A 15541-nucleotide genomic window follows, 5' to 3' on the forward strand; every position below is an offset into this window, starting at 1 on the left:
CCACCGGTCATGACGAATCCGGCCGAGAAGCTGGTCGATCTGCTGGACCTGGAGCAGATCGAGGTGAACATCTTCCGGGGCCGCAGCCCGCAGGAGAGCCTCCAGCGGGTCTTCGGCGGGCAGGTCGCCGGCCAGGCGCTGGTGGCCGCCGGGCGGACCACGGAAGGGGACCGCCCGGTCCACTCGCTGCACGCGTACTTCCTCCGGCCGGGCCGACCGGGGGTGCCGATCGTGTACCAGGTCGAGCGGGTGCGCGACGGCCGGTCCTTCACCACCCGCCGGGTCGTCGCCGTCCAGCAGGGACGCACGATCTTCAATCTGACCGCCTCCTTCCACAAGCCGGAACCCGGCTTCGAACACCAACTGCCGATGCGCCGGGCCGTCCCCAACCCGGAAGAACTGCCGAACGTCGCGGAAGAGGTCCGCGCGCATCTGGGCGGCTTGCCCGAGGCGCTGGAGCGGATGGCCCGCAGGCAGCCGTTCGACATCCGGTACGTCGACCGGCTGCGCTGGACGCCCGAGGAGATCGAGGGCGCGGAACCGCGCAGCGCGGTCTGGATGCGCGCCGTCGGCCCCCTTGGCGACGACCCGCTGGTGCACACCTGCGCCCTGACGTACGCCAGCGATATGACGCTGCTGGACGCGGTCCGCATCCCGATCGAGCCCCTGTGGGGCCCGCGCGGCTTCGACATGGCCTCCCTCGATCACGCGATGTGGTTCCACCGCCCCTTCCGGGCGGACGAGTGGTTTCTCTACGACCAGGAGTCCCCCGTCGCCACCGGCGGCCGGGGTCTGGCCCGCGGCCGTATCTACGACCGCGCCGGGCGACTGCTGGTGTCCGTCGTGCAGGAGGGCCTGTTCCGCCGGCTCGACGGGTGACGGGCACTTCGGCGGCGGGCACCGCCCCCGCCTACGCTGGCCTCATGGACTTCAGCATCAGCGCGGCGGAGGAGACCGTCGTCCGCCGTCTCGCCGGCCGCCTCCGGGCGGGCGTGCCGCCCACCGACGACGACCTGGCGGACGAACTGGGCGACGAGGTCCGGCCCCTGCTGCAGTCGCTGCTGGAGAAGGGCTGGCTCGTCGTCGGCGAGGGGCGGACGCTGACCCTGTCCACCATCGCGCGGGCCGTGGTGGCGGACCGCGGCGACACCGGGGAGCCCCCCGGCTGACGGCGGGCGGCATCCGCCGTCAGCCGGCCGGTAACTCGTCTGTCCGCCCCCTGCCGAACGCCCCCACCGCAGCCCAACGAGCCTTTGGTGCTACGGGCGTGGGGAGAGGTTTCCGCGTTCCGACATCCAGACCGGGCCGTTCCCCGGGGTCGTCCCCCGGCTCGACGGCCGGCCGGGGCGGACGGCGGCCGGTGGCCGGACCCGGCCGGGATCCTCGCGGCGGGCGGTTTCCAGGGCCCGGGAGAGATTGACGCGGTACCACAGCACCTCGTCGAACTCCTCCGCCCTCAGGACCCGTTCGAACGCCTCCCGGGCCGCCGGCGTCGCCGTGATCATCGAGGCGAGGACGGGCCGGAGGCGGCGCAGCAGGTCGCGCTCCAGCGGGTCCTCGGCCACCGAGGCGAGTTCTTCCGGCGGGAGGACGGCGGCGATCACCGCGGCCGACTCCCATGGGTCGTCGGTCCGCCCCATCAGCTGGGCGACCCGGCGGCTGCGCCACTGGCGGGGCCGCCAATCCTGTCCGCTGGTGAGCATCACCCGCATCGCGGCGGGGGTGTTGCCCTGCAGCAACTCCGGCTCGCGCTCGGCGAACTCGGTGATCTCCGAGGCCAGATAGAGCCAGACCACCGCGCCGAAGCGGTTCACATAGAAGCGGACAGGGCCCACGCAACCGGCCCGGGTCAGCCGCAGGGCCCGGCCGGGGCCGACGCCCATCAGCGCGGCGGCCTCGTTGGTGGTGACCGCGCGGAGGCGGGCCCGGAGGCTCTCCGGGAAGCCCGGCTCGGCCTGGAGCCGGGCGATCTCCTCCGCCGGTACCCGGCGCCGGGCGGGCGGCCCGGCGCTTCCCGGCCGGCGGTCGGGCTCGGCCGGGACCGTCCGTACTTCTCCGAGCTGGGTGGCGAGTTCGAACTCGCCGGTCCGCAGCTCGAGTTCCTGGGCGGCGCGCGCCGTCGAGAGCGTCTGCCGTCCGTCACACATCACTGTCACCGTCATGGTGTTTCCCCCTGCGACTCGTTCGTCGATCACTGATGGTTACGACGATAGCCGCGGGCGGTGACAGCGCGTCAACGCTCGCCTGATGCCTGTGGATAACTCTCCGGCCGGCGGGCCGCGACGCCCAGGTGCTCCCCGACGCGGTTGACCAACAGCGTCATCTCGTAAGCGATCTGGCCCATGTCGGAGTCGGCGCCGGCCAGCACGCACAGGCAGCTGCCGTCCCCCGCCGCCGTCACGAACAACACCCCGTCGTCGAACTCGACCATGGTCTGACGCACCCGCCCGACCCCGAAGTGGAGCCCCGATCCCTTCGCGAGGCTGTGCAGCCCCGAGGCGACCGCCGCCAGGTGCTCGGCGTCCTCCCGCTCCAGCCCCTGGCTCGCACTGGTCACCAGCCCGTCGTTGGACAGCACCAGGGCGTGCCGTACCTTCTCCACCCGTTTGGTCAGGTCGTCCAGCAGCCAGTCGAGTCCGCTGCTCAGTGCCATGCCCGTTCCTCCCCGTGTCCCCGTCCGCGGATGTGGCCGGACGGCAGTTCGCAGCCCGTCGCGGGCCGCCGTGCCAGCCTGTCCCACCTCCGCCGTCTCGGCAAGCGGCTCCGCGCACCGGCGTGCCACGTGCCTCCGGATTCCACCGGCGGCGAGGATGGCGGCATGGCACACACAATGACGAAGGACGAGTGGCGGGCGTTCCTTTCCGAGGGCACCCGGACCGGAAAACTGTCGACCGTGCGGGCCGACGGCAGCCCGCACATCGCCCCCGTATGGTTCCTGTTGGACGGCGACGAGCTGGTGTTCAACACCGGCAAGGACACGGTCAAGGGCCGCAATCTCGCCCGCGACGGCAGGGTGGCGCTGTGCGTCGACGACGACCGGCCGCCGTTCGCGTTCGTGGTCGTGCAGGGCACGGCGGAGCTCGGCGAGGAACTGTCGGACGTCCGGCACTGGGCGACCCGGATCGCGGCCCGGTACATGGGCGAGGAGCGTGCGGAGGAGTACGGGGCCCGCAACGGCGTCCCGGGTGAACTGGTGGTACGGGTCCGCATCGACAAGGTGGTGGCGCTCGCCGCGGTCGCCGACTGAGGCGGCGGTACACGGACCGTTCGGTGTTCCGCGTCCCGGGGCGGCGGGCGCCCTGTCCCCGGATCGTTCAGCCCATCGGATCCGGCTGCCGGCCGGAGTGCCTCCGCCCCGCGTGCTCGACGAGCCGGACCAGCACCTCCTTGCCCGAGTCGCGGTCCCGGGCGTCGCACAGCACGACGGGCGTCCCGCGGTCCAGGTCCAGGGCACGGGAGACCTCGTCGGCCCCGTAGGACCCGGCCCCCGGGAAGCAGTTGACGGCCACCACGAACGGGAGGGCGCGGCGCTCGAAGTAGTCGACGGCCGTGAAGCAGTCCCGGAGCCGCCGGGTGTCGGCCAGCACCACGGCGCCCAGCGCGCCCTCCGACAGGTCGTCCCACAGGAACCAGAAGCGGTCCTGGCCGGGGGTGCCGAAGAGGTACAGGGAAAGCCCCGCCCTGATGGTGATCCGGCCGAAGTCCATCGCCACCGTGGTGGTGGACTTGCCGGCCACTCCCCCGGTGTCGTCGACCACCCGGCCGGCCTCGCTGAGGCGCTCCTCGGTGCGCAGCGGACGGATCTCGCTGACCGCTCCCACCAGGGTCGTCTTACCCGCCCCGAATCCACCCGCGACCAAGACCTTCAGGGCCAGGTCGGGGGCGGAGCCGGGGGCTGTGGCCTCCGGGGTCCCTTGTACGGCGTTCATCGGCCGTCTCCTTCGGGGTGCGGGGTCGCGCGGCGCTGGGGTGTGGATCGAGGGCACAACGACGGGGCCGGGGGCGGCACCGTGTGCCGTCCGGAGATCCTTGGCGAGGACCGTACCGCCCGCTGATCGGGATGTCCCCGGATTCGGGAAAGCCGCCCCGCCCTCGGGGCACGATGGGGTTTTCGGCCACGTCGTACCGCGCCGCCGTATACCTCCCCACCGGCTCCGTACAGACGTTCCCCGGGGGTGCCGGCCATGGGGAATCATGTGCGCATGACGCAGCAGTGGACACCGCAGTCACCGGAGCGGCGCACCATGTCGGCCGGGGCGAACACCTCGGCGTCGGCCGTGGAACGCAACGGCATCGACCCGGTACCGGACGCCGAGCGGCACGGCACGCCCCGTTCACTGTTCTGGCCGTGGGCCGCCTCCGGGCTGTCCCTGCTCGGCATCGCCTACGGAATCTACGTCATGGGTCTCGGCCTCAATGCCTGGCAGGCGGTGGTGACCGGGACGGTCGGCTATGTGCTGTCATTCGTCCTGGTCGGACTGGTGTCGGTGGCCGGGGCGCGGACGGGGGCACCCACCATGGCCATCGGGCGGGCCGCGTTCGGCCGGCAGGGCAACAAGCTGCCCACTGTGTTCAGTTACGTCTCCAACGTGGGCTGGGAGACGGTGCTGGTCGCGCTCTCCTCCCTGGGCGGCGCCACCATCCTGGCGCGCGTCTCGCCGGCGGTCTTCGCCCGGGCGGACGGGCGGACGCCGACCACCGCGGCCCAGGCACTGTGCTTCGCGGTGACCGCCGTGTCGGTGGTGGTCGTGGGCGTCTACGGGCACGCGCTGATCATGAAGGTGCAGAAGTACCTGACCGCCGCCATCACCGTGATGACCGTGGCCTACATGGTGCTGACGGCCGGCCGGATCCACCCCTCCGCGCTCCTGGAGGGCCGGCCGGGCGGCCTCGCCACGGCCATCGGGGGCGTGGTCTTCGCCATGACCCTGCTGGGCCTTGGGTGGGTCAACTGCGGTGCGGACTACAGCCGTTACCTGCCCCGCGGCAGCAGCGGCCGGGCGATCACCGGCTGGACGACGCTGGGCGGGGTGCTCGCCCCCGTGGTGCTGCTGGTCTTCGGAGTGCTGCTGAACGCCGGCGATCCGAAACTCGCCGCAGCGGCCTCCGCCGACCCCGTGGGCGCGCTCGCCGCGGCGCTGCCCACGTGGTTCCTGGTGCCGTATCTGCTGACCGCCATCGGGGGGTTCGCCTCCGGGGCGATCATGGACATCTACAGCTCGGGGATGTCGCTGCTGGCCCTCGGGGTGCCCGTCCGCCGGCATCTGGCCGTGCTGGTGGACGGGGCGCTGATGGCCCTCGGCGGCTGGTACGTGCTGTTCGTCTCGCCCGGTTTCTTCGCCACGTTCCAGGCGTTCCTGTCCATCGTCGGGGTGGCGATGGCCGCGTGGACCGCGGTCTTCCTGGTGGCGAGGTGGCGCGGCCGCCGCTCCCGTTCCGCGCCGTCCGCGGCGCCCGCCATCGGGTGGCCCGCGGTCCTCTCGCTCACCGTCGCCACCGTCGTCGGGCTCGGCCTGATCACCTCCGCCGATCCCCACATCGCCCGGGTCGTGGGGTTTCTGCTCACCGACCGCGCCGCGCACGGCACACCGGGCGCCATGAACATCGGGGTGGTGGCCGCGCTGCTCGTCGCGGGCGTCCTCTACGCCGTCACCGCGCCGCTGGCCGACCGTCCCACCGCTCCCCGAGGAGACCGATGAACAGCCTGCCCACCCGTCACCCGCACGACGTCCGCACGTTCTTCGGCGCCCGCGCCGCCGGCTGGGACGCCAAGTTCTCCGGCGACGGCCCCGCCTATGCCGCCGGCGTGGCCGAACTGGGCCTGCGGGAGGGCCAGCGGGTGCTGGACGCCGGCTGCGGCACCGGACGCGCCCTGCCGGCCCTCAGAGCGGCCGTGGGCGCCCGCGGGACGGTCCTGGGCGCCGATCTCACCCCGGAGATGCTGGCGGCCGCCGTGCGGGCCGGACGCGACTCCTGCGCGGCCCTGCTGCACGCCGATGTGACCCGCCTGCCGCTGCCGTCGGCTGCGCTGGACGCGGTGTTCGGCGCCGGGCTGCTCTCCCATCTGCCCGACTCCGGGGCCGGGTTGGCCGAACTCGCCAGGGTGGTCCGCCCCGGTGGCCGGCTCGCGCTCTTCCACCCCGTCGGGCGGGCGGCCCTCGCGGCCCGCAAGGGGCACCCGCTCACCCCCGGCGACCTCAGGGCCGAACCCAACCTGCGTCCCCTTCTGGCCGGCAGCGGCTGGGACCTCGTCCGGTACGTCGACGAGGACGCCCGCTATCTGGCGTTGGCGGTCCGCCAGGGGTGAGGCGCCCCGGCGGACCGCGACCCGTCAGGACGAAGCCGGGTCCCCCTGGGAAGCGTCGCCGCCCGCGAGGTGAACGGGGCAACTGCCCAGCCGGCGGGGCGTGGGGAAGGTCCCGAGCTCGGCGACCCGGTAGCCATCGGGGTAGCCCTTGATCTCCGGGTTCTGCCGGGCGTAGTGGGGCGTGCGGCGCGGCGGGAGCAGCCGCACGGCCCTGGCCCGCAGCTTCAGGGCGGTGTGCACCGCGGTGCGCACCGTGGGCCGGGGCCGGTCGTAGCCGAAGGTGTCCAGCAGCGCGTCGTCCAGGAGGGCCTTGCTCGCGGCGCGCACCACCGGGGCGAGCGGTCCGTACCAGCCCGCCATCAGGTCCAGGGAGACGTCGGCGACCCGGCGGGCGCCGGCGTCCCAGCCGAAGTGCGCCTCCTCGTAGGCGTCCAGGCACCGGGCGAACTCCTCGTGGGTCCGCGGGATGTCGGCGATCCCCATGTGGCGCCCGAGGGTGCGGTAGTAGGCGGCCATGGCGCGCTTCTCGTGCTCGCTCAGCGGCCGCCAGCCGTACTGGTCGATCCAGCGGATCGGCACCACCACGAAGGTGCACAGCACGTAGCGCATGTCGTCGTTGGTGATGTCGTAGCCGCGGTGCATCTGGTTGATGCGGCGGATCGCGGTCCGGCCGTCGCCGGCGTCGAAGCCGTGCTCCACGACGGTGTCCAGGAGGAGCACGGTGTCGTCGTAGCGCTTCTGGGTACGGTCCGTCAGCTCTCCGGTCTCGGCGAGCAGCCGCCCGATGCTCGGCACCGCGTAGGTGCGGTAGAGCGCCAGTTCCAGCGCCCTGGTGATGTCCCACGGGAATTCGTGGGCGTAGGTGATGCGGTGAATCCGCAGGAAGTCGCGCTCCGGATCGAGCCGTCGGATCTCCCGCAACCAGTCGTAGCGCCGCACCTGTTGTCCGTCCCTTCGTCGGCCGAAGTTCCCACAGTACGGGCGCGGGCGCACTGCCGCACGGTCCCGGGCGAGGGTCCGGGGGCCGCGATGGCCGGATTTGTCCGCGAGTTGGCCGGGGCGTCGACGGGCGGGGGCCTCCACAGCGCCTTCACCGACGTCACGGGATCCCATCGTCGCAGCGTACGGCTGGTGACAAGGCCGCACCCGGCCAATTAGGGTGCGCGGCGAAGTGCGGACCCTGATGGAGGGAGGCCCGGCGTGCCGACGACCGAGGGCGCCGACAGCGACCAGCTGTTCGTGCTGACGGCGGTGCTGCTGACGCCCGCGCAGTTCCCGAGCGTGCTCGGCGACGACTACCCCGAGGTGTGCGCGGGCCTCGGCCTCGAACCCTACGCGGAGGGCTACGGGCTGGTCCTCGGCCAGGACGGCACGGGGGCGCGCTGGACCGTCGCCACCGAGGACGTGTCGCTGGTGGCCTGTGCGATCGCGGCCTGGGACTGCGGCATGGAGTACGACCTGTCGCCGGGCGAGGACGGAATCGTCGTGGCGCTCCCGGGGTGGCCGCTGGCCCTCGCGGTGGCGGCACCCGGGGTGCCGGAGCCGCACGATCCGGAGCCGCAGGAGGGCGACCGGGCGCCGCTGGCGCCGCCGGACGCCGCGGACTGGGGGCCGGCCCAGCGGCGGCTGGGCGCGGACGAGATAGCGCTGCAGTGGGCGTCCTGGCGGGCGCAGGTGGAGGACGGGGAGGTGTCCTTCGCGGAGCCCGGCGAGGAGCGGCACCCGGGCGTGCGGCGGGTGCTGGCGCAGGCCCGCGGCTACGTCGCCGAGCCGCCGCCGCCCGGCCGGGTGCGGTCGTCGTTCGCCGCCGGCGAGGCCCGTACGCTGCGGGTCGACGGGCCCGGCTGGAGCATGGTGGCCCGCACCGACGACATCGCGTTCGTCCTGCTGGACGAGGAGCCCGGGCAGGTGCACCCGGTGGGCCGGGGGCCCGAACTTCCCGGGCTGCTGGCGTCGTTGGACGGGCTGGCGGCCCGCCCCGTCTGACGGCCGGCGGCCCCGGGGCGGACGGGCCGGAGCCGCCGACTCAGCGCCCGAGCTGCTTGCGGCCGGCCCGGCGCAGCCGGCGCCGCTGGGAGGGGTCGAGCGTCAGATACGCGACGGCCGGGACACCGACCATGACCAAGACGGCCGCCCAGAAGGGCAGCAGCCACAGCAGGAGCACTCCCACCGCGACGCCGCCGATCGCGACCTTCGCCTGTGTGGACATCCTTCACGCCCTTTCCGCGGCGTGCGCCGCGCTCTGTCGTATTCCATTGAACGCCGGTTCGGCTCCGGAGGTTCCCCGACCGGCCGGATCGTGCTGTACCCTCGGGCGCTCCACGCTCCAGTAGTCAAATTTGAGGAGTACTCGGCCCAGTGGCTTCCCTCCCCGCGGTCACGCCCGCCCCGCTCTCCGATCTCGCCCGCTGCGCGGCGGTCTTCCTGCCCTCGGATCCGCCCCGGCTCGGGCGGATCGCCTTCTGGCGCCCGGACGGTGCACCCGTACCGGACACCTCCCCTCACGGCGCGCCCGAGGAGAACGGTGCGCACCGGCCGGCAGTGGAGCAGCTGACCGTCGCCCTGCCCACCGGGCCGGACGACGGCAAAGCCGTGAACGGGGCCGGCGACGGCATCACCGTGTGCGCCGTACCGGCCCTGGTGCTGCCGGTCGCCGCGGCGCTCCCCGTGCTCACCCGGATACGCGGCGGCCGGCACACCCATCCGGCCGCGGCCTTCTGGGCCGCCGCCGTGCTGCTGGCGTTCCGCGTCGCGGCCCGCGGCCGGCTGCTGCCCGGCCTCAGTCCCTCCGACCACGACGCCTGGCGGGCCGGCCCGCTGGACCCGGACGACACGGCGCGACTGCGCGAGCTGGCCGCCGCAATGCCGCCGTACGCCCACGCCGCCCCGCTCCCCGGAAGCGGCCCGGTCCGGCTGCCGGAACCGGAGCGGCTGGTGCGCGCCTTCCTGGACGCGGTCGCCGACGGGCTGCCCCGTACGCCCGCGGCCGAACTGGCCGCCGGCGGGCCGGCGTTCGCGGCGTCCGCCCCGCAGCACATTCCGGAACAGCGCGCCTGGGCCGCGGAGATCGCCGCCGGACACGACGCGGGGGTGCGGATCTCGCTGCGCGTGGAGGTGCGCGGGGCGGGCCTGGAGTGGACGGACGGGCGGGATGCGCATGCGCCGGGGCAGGACCAGGAATCCGGCGCGGCCCCGGATGTCGCGTTCACCGCCGTCGTCCAGGTGCACAGCGCGGCCGATCCGACGGTCGCCGCGGACGCGGCGGAGGTGTGGGCGGGCACGGCTCCGGCGGGGCGGACCTTCGGGCCGCGGGCACGGACCGAGGCCCTGCTGACGCTGCGCCGGGCGGCCGCCGCATGGGATCCGCTGACGCCGCTGCTGTCGGCGGCGGTGCCGGACGCGCTGGAGCTGGCGGACGAGGAGGTCGCCGACCTGCTGGGTCCGGCGTCCGGCGCGCTGGCCGCCGCCGGGGTACAGGTCCACTGGCCGGCGGAGCTGGCCCGCACCCTGACCACACGGGCCGTGGTGGGCCCGCCCGACGAACCGGAGAACACCGCACACGGAACCGGGGCGGTGGCCGGCGGGCTGCCCTCGTTGGTCTCCGCCGACGCGCTGCTCTCGTTCAGCTGGCGGTTCGCCATCGGCGACCAGGAGATCGACCGGGCGGAACTGGACCGGCTCGCCGAGGCGCGGCGTCCGCTGGTGCGGCTGCGCGGCCGGTGGGTCCTGGTGGACCCCGAGGCGGTGCGCGCCGCCCGGGAGCGCGAGGACCGCGCGGTCACCCCGCTCGACGCCCTGGGCGCCGCGCTCACCGGCACCGCCGAGGACGGCGACGGCCGCCGGGTGGAGGTCCTGGCGTCCGGCTGGCTCGCCCGGCTGCGCGACCGCCTGGCCGACCCTGAACGCGCCGAGGACCCGGCGCTCGGCGGCCCGCCCCCGGGGCTCGCGGCCACCCTGCGCGACTACCAGGTGCGCGGCGTGAGTTGGCTCCACCGGATGACCTCGCTCGGCCTCGGCGGCTGCCTGGCCGACGACATGGGCCTGGGCAAGACGCTCACCCTGATCGCCCTGCATCTGCACCGGCAGGCCGATCCGGCACTGGCCGGGCCCACGCTCGTCGTCTGCCCCACGTCCCTCATGGGCAACTGGCAGCGGGAGATCGAGAGGTTCGCACCGGGGACGCCGGTGCGCCGCTACCACGCCGGGCGGCGCAGTCTGGCGGACCTCGCGGACGGGGAGTTCGTCCTCACCACCTACGGGACGATGCGCCTGGACGCCGCCAGACTGGCGGAGGCCGGCTGGGGGCTGGTCGTCGCCGACGAGGCGCAGCACGTCAAGAACCCGTTCTCGGCCACCGCCCGGGCGCTGCGCACCGTTCCCGCTCAGGCTCGGGTGGCGCTGACCGGCACGCCGGTGGAGAACAACCTGTCGGAGCTGTGGGCGATCCTGGACTGGACGACGCCGGGGCTGCTGGGGCCACTGGGCCGGTTCCGGCGGCGGCACGCGCAGGCCATCGAGGGCGGCGCGGCGGGGTCCCCGGAGGCGGCCGCGGCGGCGGAGCGGCTGGCTCGTCTGGTGCGGCCGTTCCTGCTGCGCCGGCGGAAGTCCGACCCGGGGATCGCACCGGAGCTGCCGCCCAAGACGGAGACCGACCGGGCGGTGGCGCTCACCGCGGAACAGGCCGGGCTGTACGAGGCGGTGGTGCGCGAGGGCCTCGGCGAGATCGCCGGGACGGACGGGCTGGCGCGGCGCGGCCTGGTGGTCAAGCTCCTGACCGCGCTCAAGCAGATCTGCAACCACCCCGCGCACTACCTCAAGGAGCCGCCCGGCGGGCCGGACGCCGGGTCCACGCGGTTCGCCGGGCGGTCGGGGAAGGCGGAGCTGCTCGACGAGCTGCTGGACACCCTCCTCGCCGAGGGCGCCGGCGTCCTGGTATTCACCCAGTACGTACAGATGGCGCGGCTGCTGGCCGACCACCTGGCGGCGCGCGGGGTGCCGGCCCAACTCCTGCACGGCGGAACGCCGGTGGCCCGACGGGAGGAGATGGTGCGGCGCTTCCAGGAGGGCGAGGTGCCGGTGTTCCTGCTGTCGTTGAAGGCAGCGGGCACCGGTCTGAACCTCACCCGGGCCTCTCACGTCGTGCACTTCGACCGCTGGTGGAACCCGGCGGTCGAGGCGCAGGCCACGGACCGGGCCTACCGCATCGGGCAGACCCAGCCGGTCCAGGTGCACCGGATGGTCACCGAGGGCACGGTCGAGGACCGGATCGCCGCGCTGCTCGCCCGTAAGCAGCGGTTGGCGGACGCGGTCCTCGGCTCCGGCGAGGCGGCGCTGACCGAACTCACCGACGCCGAGCTCGCGGACCTGGTCGCGCTGCGCGGGAGCGACCGGTGAACGGGACGAGCACGAGAGACCACGGGACAGACGGAAGGACGGACCGGTGTACGGGGACGGACCGGAGCAGGGGGACGCGATGAACCTGGACGCGGCAGAGCGCGACATGGAAGGCGGGGACGCGGTGTACGGGAGCGAGGCCGGGGCGGCGGGGCCGGAGCGGACGTTCGCGGCGCTGCCGGTGGCGCGCGGCCAGGGCTTCGCGCGGACCTGGTGGGGACAGGCGTGGCTGAAGGCACTGGAGGACACCGCCCTGGACGGCAAGCAGTTGAAGCTGGGCCGCCGGCATGCGCGCGCCGGGGCGGTCGGCGCGGTGTCCGTACGCCCCGGCCGACTGACCGCCGTCGTCCAGGACCCCGACCACACCTCGTACCGCTCCGACGTGTTGCTGCAGCAGTTGAGCGCGGAGGACTGGGACCGGCTGCTGGACGTCGTCGCGGACCGGGCCGGGCACCTGGCGGCCCTCCTGGACCGCGACATGCCGCCGGTCCTGGTGGAGGACGCGGCGGCGGCCGGCGTCGAACTCCTGCCGGGCATCGGAGACCTGGAGCCGGAGTGCGCCTGTGAGGCGTGGGACCACTGCGCGCACGCGGCGGCGCTGTGCTACCAGGTGGCGCGGCTGCTGGACCAGGACCCGTTCGTGCTGCTGCTGTTGCGCGGGCGGGGCGAGGAGGAGCTGCTGGACGAGCTCCAGCGGCGCAGCGCGGCCCGGGCCGGGGCGGCGGCCGGGCCGGCCGATGCCGCGGACGGGGAGGAGGCGGGCGTGCCGGCCGCCGAGGCGTACGCGGCGCGGGACGTCCTGCCGCCGCTGCCGCCGGCCCCTCCGCCGGTCGCGTCCGCCGGCCCGGCGCCGGCGCTCGGCGGGGGCGCCCCGCCTGCGCCCGGGATCGCGGCGGACGCGCTGGAGTTCCTGATCGCGGACGCGGCGGCGCGCGCCGGGCGGCTGCTGGCGGAGGCGCTCGCCCCGGGGCACGCCGACGCCCCGCCGGCGCCCGCCCCGACGCTCTCCCAGGACGCGGTGCGGCTGGCCGCGGCGGGGCCCGTGGCGGCCGTCGCGGCCCGCCTGACGGACGGCACGGGCCGCGATGCGCGGGGGCTGGCGCTGGCCGTACGGGCCTGGCGGACGGGCGGCGCGGCCGGGTTGGCTGCCCTGGAGGAGGAGTGGACGCCGGCGCCCGAGGTGCTGGCCCGTGTGCGGGACCGGTTGGCGACCGCCTGGGAGGACGAGGTGTCCCGGCCGCGGCTACGGGCCGCCGGGAACCGCTGGACGGTGGTGGGCGCCGGCACCCAGCTCCGCTACGGGCGCGACGGCCTCTGGTGGCCGTTCCGCAAGGAGGCCGGCCGGTGGGCACCGGCCGGGCCGGCCGCGGACGATCCGGCGGCGGCGCTGGCCGCCCTCGTGGCGGACGTACCGGACGGGTGCCCGTAGGGGAATTCCGACGTGATGCGAGAAACGTCACGTTTACTCAGACCTTGACACCCATTGGTCATTTCAGGTCGGCGCCAATGACAGGATGGGACCGAATCCGCACCCTTTTCATGCGATTCATTCCGCGCTGCTGCCTGCCTGGTTCCCGCTGTCCAGGCTTGCGGCGGCTCGCGTCCCGTATGTCCGCCGTTCGACCGTTCCGACGGTCGGACCGAACCGACCGTTAGGGCCCCGTCCTGCCATGCCGCTCGCCTTCCTGCACCGCCTGCGCGACCGTACGCCGCACAGCCTCCAGCCGTCCCTCCCCCGCGGGGCGGGCGCGCTGGACCTGTGCGTCAACGATCCCGTCGGACTGCCGATGGCCGGGGTGGCGATCTCCGTCCGGGACGCCAACGGCCAGGAGGCGACGGCCGGCCGGACCGACCCCAACGGCCGGCTGACTGTCACCCTGCCACCCGGCGACTACCGGCTCCTGGTGACGTGTGACGGCTTCCGCCCGGTCCGCTGCGAGGCCCGGCTGGTGGCCGGCGAGCGGACCGCGCCCCGCCCGATCACCCTGGAACTGGCGCCGGCGCTGCCGCTGCCCGACGCCGGCCAGTGGCGCCTGGACCCCGACCACAGTGCCATCCGCTTCACCGCCCGGCACATCGGACTGGCCGAGATCCACGGCCGGTTCAACCACTTCGAGGGCGGCCTGTGGATCGGCGAGCGGATGGCGGACTCCCGGGTCGAGGTGACCATCGACGCGGCGAGCATCGACACCGGCGTGCGGATGCGGGACGACCACCTGCGGTCGGCGGAATTCCTGGACGTGGCCAGGTTCCCCCATCTCCAGTTCGCCGGCGAGCGGTTCGTCCACAAGGGAGGCAGCCGGTGGGCGGTGCAGGGCGTGCTCCATCTGCACGGCGTCAGCCGCACCATCCAGTTGGACACCCGCTATCTGGGCATCGGCACCGGCATCATGGGCGAGACCCGCACCGCGTGCCAGGCCGTCACCGAACTGCACCGCGAGGACTTCACCCTGGACTGGCGCAAGATGCTGGCCAGGGGCATCGCCGCGATCGGCGCTACGATCCGGGTCGAGCTGGACATCCAGGCGGTCCGGCCCGAGTAGCCACCGCAAGGAGAGGTCGAACCCCATGACCGGCCCGTCGCCCCAGCCGCCGTTCGCCCAGGTGCTCGCCGCCGGACCGGTCGTCCTCGACGGCGGGCTCTCCAACCAACTGGAAGCCCAGGGCCACGACCTGAGCGACGCCCTGTGGTCGGCCCGGCTGCTCGCCGAGGAACCGGAAGCGGTGGTGCGGGCCCACCAGACGTACTACGAGGCGGGCGCCCAGGTCGCCATCACCTCCAGCTACCAGGCCACGTTCGAGGGCTTCGCGCGGCGCGGCACCGGTCCGGAGGAGACCGCCGGGCTGCTGCGCCGCAGCGTCGAGCTGGCCCGCGAGGCGGCCGCGCGGGCCCGCGCGGGCGGCGTCACCGGACCGCTCCATGTCGCCGCGTCGGCGGGCCCGTACGGGGCGATGCTGGCGGACGGCTCCGAATACCGCGGCCGGTACGGGCTGTCCGTTGAGGCGTTGGAGCGCTTCCACCGGCCGCGCCTGGAAGTCCTGGCCGCCGCCCGGCCCGACGTGCTCGCCCTGGAGACGGTGCCGGACGCGGACGAGGCGCGGGCGCTGCTGCGCGCCGTGCGGGGTCTCGGCGTCCCCGCCTACCTCTCGTACAGCATCGCCGGCGACCGCACCCGCGCCGGGCAGCCGCTGGCCGAGGCGTTCGCCCTGGCCGCCGACGCGGACGAGGTGATCGCGGTCGGGGTGAACTGCTGCACGCCGGACGACGCCGACCGGGCGGTGGCACTCGCCGCCCGGGTCACCGGCAAGCCGGTCGTGGTCTACCCCAACAGCGGGGAGAGCTGGGACGCCACGGCCCGCGCCTGGCGCGGGAGTCCGGCCTTCACCGCGGACCGGGTGGCCGGCTGGGTCGCGGCGGGCGCCCGGCTGATCGGCGGCTGCTGCCGGGTCGGCCCGGACGCCATCGCGGAGTTGGCAACGGCGCTGGGCCGCTGACAGGGGCGCGGGAAGACCGGCGGCGGCCTGCGTCTCCGCGCCCGCCCGCCGGGGCGCTCAGGGCGGGCGTGACGAGCGCTCATGGCCCCTTCGGCGCCCTCATGGCCCCTCGGACGCTTCCAGCCCCGCGACGCCCCCCGAGCGGCCGTACGCGCCGAAGGAGCCGCCCCGCAAGAGCCCGGCGCCCAGCGGGCGAGCGTTACCCAGCCGCAACGGACGCACCGGCGACACCCGCCCCGGCCGATGGGAGGATGCAGCCCAACTCCCCGCACCCCAGGCCCGGTTGACCGGCACGGCACTCCTGGAGGCCCTGTGACCGCTCGCTCCGCGTCGCCCCTTCTGGCC

The 15541-nt window shown here is 74.6% G+C and carries 15 protein-coding genes; 10 read left to right on the top strand and 5 right to left on the bottom strand.

Annotated features, from left to right (window positions below; genetic code table 11):
- Positions 1–9: 9 nt before the first annotated feature.
- Together ACRAS8_RS04745 and ACRAS8_RS04750 are read left to right on the top strand one after the other, a co-directional pair.
- A complete protein-coding gene (locus ACRAS8_RS04745) occupies positions 10–879 on the top strand; it encodes an acyl-CoA thioesterase (protein WP_438484509.1) in 870 nt (289 codons plus the stop codon).
- Positions 880–923: 44 nt separating this feature from the next.
- Positions 924–1169: a hypothetical protein gene (locus ACRAS8_RS04750; protein ID WP_438484510.1), complete on the top strand. Its 246-nt coding sequence runs from the start codon at positions 924–926 to the stop codon at positions 1167–1169.
- Positions 1170–1259: 90 nt separating this feature from the next.
- Here the strand turns inward: ACRAS8_RS04750 and ACRAS8_RS04755 are convergent, their stop codons facing one another.
- Together ACRAS8_RS04755 and ACRAS8_RS04760 are read right to left on the bottom strand one after the other, a co-directional pair.
- Positions 1260–2162 carry a DUF6397 family protein gene (locus tag ACRAS8_RS04755; RefSeq protein WP_438484511.1) on the bottom strand — a complete coding sequence of 301 codons (903 nt, stop codon included), beginning with the start codon at positions 2160–2162 and terminating at the stop codon, positions 1260–1262.
- A gap of 71 nt (positions 2163–2233) precedes the next feature.
- Positions 2234–2653: a roadblock/LC7 domain-containing protein gene (locus ACRAS8_RS04760; protein WP_018542989.1), complete on the bottom strand. Its 420-nt coding sequence runs from the start codon at positions 2651–2653 to the stop codon at positions 2234–2236.
- 165 nt (positions 2654–2818) lie between these two features.
- On the opposite strand from ACRAS8_RS04760, the gene ACRAS8_RS04765 reads away from it, so the two are divergent.
- Positions 2819–3247: a PPOX class F420-dependent oxidoreductase gene (locus ACRAS8_RS04765; protein WP_438484512.1), complete on the top strand. Its 429-nt coding sequence runs from the start codon at positions 2819–2821 to the stop codon at positions 3245–3247.
- A gap of 67 nt (positions 3248–3314) precedes the next feature.
- Here ACRAS8_RS04765 and ACRAS8_RS04770 read toward each other — a convergent pair whose 3' ends face one another.
- Positions 3315–3929 (bottom strand): GTP-binding protein, encoded by a 615-nt coding sequence (locus ACRAS8_RS04770; RefSeq protein WP_438484513.1) that lies wholly within the window; start codon positions 3927–3929, stop codon positions 3315–3317.
- 273 nt (positions 3930–4202) lie between these two features.
- Here ACRAS8_RS04770 and ACRAS8_RS04775 point away from each other — a divergent pair, with 273 nt between their 5' ends.
- Positions 4203–5699, top strand: coding sequence for a purine-cytosine permease family protein (locus ACRAS8_RS04775; protein WP_438484514.1), 1497 nt, complete (start codon positions 4203–4205; stop codon positions 5697–5699).
- A complete protein-coding gene (locus ACRAS8_RS04780) occupies positions 5696–6307 on the top strand; it encodes a class I SAM-dependent methyltransferase (RefSeq protein WP_438484515.1) in 612 nt (203 codons plus the stop codon). The genes ACRAS8_RS04775 and ACRAS8_RS04780 overlap by 4 nt, the downstream gene beginning before the upstream one ends.
- A gap of 24 nt (positions 6308–6331) precedes the next feature.
- Here ACRAS8_RS04780 and ACRAS8_RS04785 read toward each other — a convergent pair whose 3' ends face one another.
- Positions 6332–7246, bottom strand: a complete 915-nt coding sequence (locus ACRAS8_RS04785) for an oxygenase MpaB family protein (RefSeq protein WP_438484516.1) — start codon at positions 7244–7246, stop codon at positions 6332–6334.
- Positions 7247–7507: 261 nt separating this feature from the next.
- On the opposite strand from ACRAS8_RS04785, the gene ACRAS8_RS04790 reads away from it, so the two are divergent.
- Positions 7508–8293 (top strand): hypothetical protein, encoded by a 786-nt coding sequence (locus ACRAS8_RS04790; RefSeq protein WP_438484517.1) that lies wholly within the window; start codon positions 7508–7510, stop codon positions 8291–8293.
- Between the two features lie 40 nt (positions 8294–8333).
- On the opposite strand, the gene ACRAS8_RS04795 is transcribed toward ACRAS8_RS04790, so the two are convergent.
- Complete coding sequence (locus ACRAS8_RS04795; protein WP_438484518.1) at positions 8334–8516, bottom strand: hypothetical protein; 183 nt, start codon at positions 8514–8516, stop codon at positions 8334–8336.
- A gap of 149 nt (positions 8517–8665) precedes the next feature.
- On the opposite strand from ACRAS8_RS04795, the gene ACRAS8_RS04800 reads away from it, so the two are divergent.
- The 4 genes from ACRAS8_RS04800 (at position 8666) to mmuM (ending at position 15196) form a co-directional block, all read left to right on the top strand.
- Positions 8666–11701: an SNF2-related protein gene (locus tag ACRAS8_RS04800; protein ID WP_438484519.1), complete on the top strand. Its 3036-nt coding sequence runs from the start codon at positions 8666–8668 to the stop codon at positions 11699–11701.
- 106 nt (positions 11702–11807) lie between these two features.
- Positions 11808–13130 carry an SWIM zinc finger family protein gene (locus tag ACRAS8_RS04805; RefSeq protein ID WP_438490343.1) on the top strand — a complete coding sequence of 441 codons (1323 nt, stop codon included), beginning with the start codon at positions 11808–11810 and terminating at the stop codon, positions 13128–13130.
- 241 nt (positions 13131–13371) lie between these two features.
- On the top strand, positions 13372–14244 hold the full coding sequence (locus tag ACRAS8_RS04810) for a YceI family protein (protein WP_438484520.1): 873 nt from the start codon (positions 13372–13374) through the stop codon (positions 14242–14244).
- 25 nt (positions 14245–14269) lie between these two features.
- A complete protein-coding gene (gene mmuM / locus ACRAS8_RS04815; RefSeq protein ID WP_438484521.1) occupies positions 14270–15196 on the top strand; it encodes a homocysteine S-methyltransferase in 927 nt (308 codons plus the stop codon).
- Positions 15197–15541 lie beyond the last annotated feature (345 nt).

It is taken from the genome of Streptomyces sp. S186 (genome assembly GCF_051603415.1).
GTDB lineage: Bacteria > Actinomycetota > Actinomycetes > Streptomycetales > Streptomycetaceae > Streptomyces.